Genomic DNA, 2,381 nt, shown 5'->3' with positions numbered 1-2,381 from the left:
GTCGATGCGCCCGCGATCAGCGGCTTGGCGCCTGCGCCGGCGGCGGACACGAAACGGTTGTTGACGCGGGCGAGGAGGCCAACCTGCCCGTTGCCGAGATCCACCACGTCGAACCGCTCCCAGAGGCTGACCGCCGGGCCGTTGGCGATCAGTGGCTTGCTGCCCGCGCCGTCGGCGCTGACGTAGCGGCCGTTGACCCGCGCCTTCAACGTCCGGTTGGCGTCGGTGGCCTTGACCTGGTGGAACTTCTCCCAGGTGCCGATCGTCGGTCGGGTGGCGGCCAGCGGCACGGCGCCGCTGGGATCGGCGGTGACGTACAGGCCGTTGTCGGCCTTGAGGCTGACGCTGCCGTCGCTGTTCCGGTTGAGGTTGAACCGCTCCGGAGCGTCCACGACCTGGCTCATGGCGTGCAGCCAGTCAGGGCCGCCGCTGTAGGTCCGGCTGACGTACCGCCCCGTGACGTAAGAGAAGAGTGCAACCTGGCCACCGCCTGCGTCGGTGAGGTCGAACTGCGTGGCGAGGCCGAACTCGGGCCTGCTCGGCACGAGACCGGTCGGCGTGCCGTACCCGTCGACGTAGCGGCGGTTGGCGAGAGCGAGGAGACCCACCGTCGCGGTCCGTCGTAGGACGCTGAACCGCTGGGTGCTGGTGTTCGTCCGACCGTCGGTTCCGGTCACCTCGACGCTGAGGCTGTAGGTGCCCGGGTTGGCGTACGTGTGTGAGGCCACCGGCGTGCTCTGGGTGACCCCGGACCCGTCACCGAACTCGAACCGGTAGGACTTGATCGGATGGAAGCCTGGCTTCGACGCGGAGGCGTCCAGCTTCACCGAGAGCGCTCCGAGATCGATGCTGACGCCGAACGACGCTGCCGGCGGCCTGATGGTCTCCACCGCGCCACGGTCGGCGTAGGTGATCGGGCCGGCACCGGTGTTCGCCACGGCCGGGTCGTCCATGCGCGGGGTGCCGATGCGGTCGAGTGCCGGGAACCCGGGGGCCGCGGAGTTCGCCGAGTCGATGTCGTCTCGTGGTTGTCCCGTCTCCCGGTCGTGTGCGGCCTGCCCGGACGCGGCCCGGAAACCGGCGAGGCTCATCCGGGTGTTCAAGGCGTAAATCTGCGGGGAGTCGCTGTAGTAGTGGTGGGCGTTGTTGTAGTCGACCTTGGTCTTTCCGACGGCCCCGCCGTAGACCCCGATCTCGACACCGTCGAGAAAGGCCGGGTCGCAGTAGCCCTGGCTGAAGAAGCCGTTCGTGGTGAGCACGTTGTTCTGCACGGAGACGCCGGACGAAGTTCCGTCGACCCGGATCCCGTCGCGGCAGCGGTTGCGGATCGTGTTGTTGGTGATCGCCGTGTTAGCGGCACCGTTGTTGTGCACCCCGTGGCCGGGGCCACCGTCGATCTGGTTGTTGGCCACTACGGTGTCGACCGCGCCGGCCCCGATGGCGACTGCCGCGCCCGTGAAGCCGCTGACCTTGCTGTCGAGGATGCTGACTCTCGGCCCGTCGATCCGAACGCCGACGCCGTCGGAGGGTGTCCGGTACCCGGCGCTGCTCAATACGTTCACTGATTTGACCAGCACGTCGCTGCTCGCGGCGTCGATGATGATTCCGGCGTTCAGGGTCGGCCCGCTGGCGTTGATCTGCTTCAGTGTCGACCTGGTGACACCGGCCAACCGGACCGCGGGCGCGGTCGATGAGGTGTCCATCGCGAAGTTGCCGCCCTGGATGGTGATCCGCGAGGAGTTGCGCAGGTCGAGGCCGGGCAGGACGCTTGTCGACCCGTTGGTGCGCAGATTCTTGAGTACGACATCGTGCTGGCCGTCGATCACGAAGCCGGCGGTCGCACCGGTCAGAGTTGCCACGTTACTGGCGAAGAAGGTGACTGGCTGCTCAGGCGTGCCGGACGTGGGGATCGTGACGCGCTCCCGGTAGTTGCCGCTGCCGACGTCCACCGACTGGCCGGCCGTGACCACCGCAGCCGCGGCACCGATGGTGCAGAACGGCTGCGTCAACGTGCCCGGGAACTGGTCGGAGCAGCCGGTGGCGGGGTTCTGCCGGACGTAGAGCGTCGTCGGAGCGTCCGCCTGGGCCGGCAGGATGGTGGCCACCAGGGCACCACCGGTCAGCACGACGGTCGCGAGACCGGAAAGGAAGGATTTGCCCATGCTTTGCCTCGGGGATGAGGAGGAGCCGGCGATCGCCGGAAAGTCAGTAAAGGTGATCATGCATCACCGGCCGATTGAGGCGCTGACCGCAGTGACAAAACGGCCACTCCGCCGGTGTGTGCAAGGCGACGCCCGCCGGACTTGAGGGTTCCGGCGGGCGTCGACAGTGCGGTTGGGCTCAGCCGAGGGTGAATATAGGAAGAGCACACCACTGTAATC

1 protein-coding gene is annotated in these 2,381 nt (G+C 67.7%); it reads right to left on the bottom strand.

What is annotated here, in order from left to right; translation table 11 throughout:
• Positions 1 to 2,162, bottom strand: a 2,162-nt coding sequence (locus AB0C20_RS35995; RefSeq protein WP_357569695.1) for a PKD domain-containing protein, incomplete at its 3' end; no start/stop codon positions are given.
• Between the last annotated feature and the right edge of the window lie 219 nt (positions 2,163 to 2,381).

Source organism: Micromonospora sp. NPDC048843 (assembly GCF_040649965.1).
Classification (GTDB): Bacteria; Actinomycetota; Actinomycetes; order Mycobacteriales; family Micromonosporaceae; genus Micromonospora; species Micromonospora hortensis.
The sequence above is the reverse complement of the archived record's forward strand: the minus strand, read 5'-3'. Positions and strand labels throughout refer to the sequence as shown.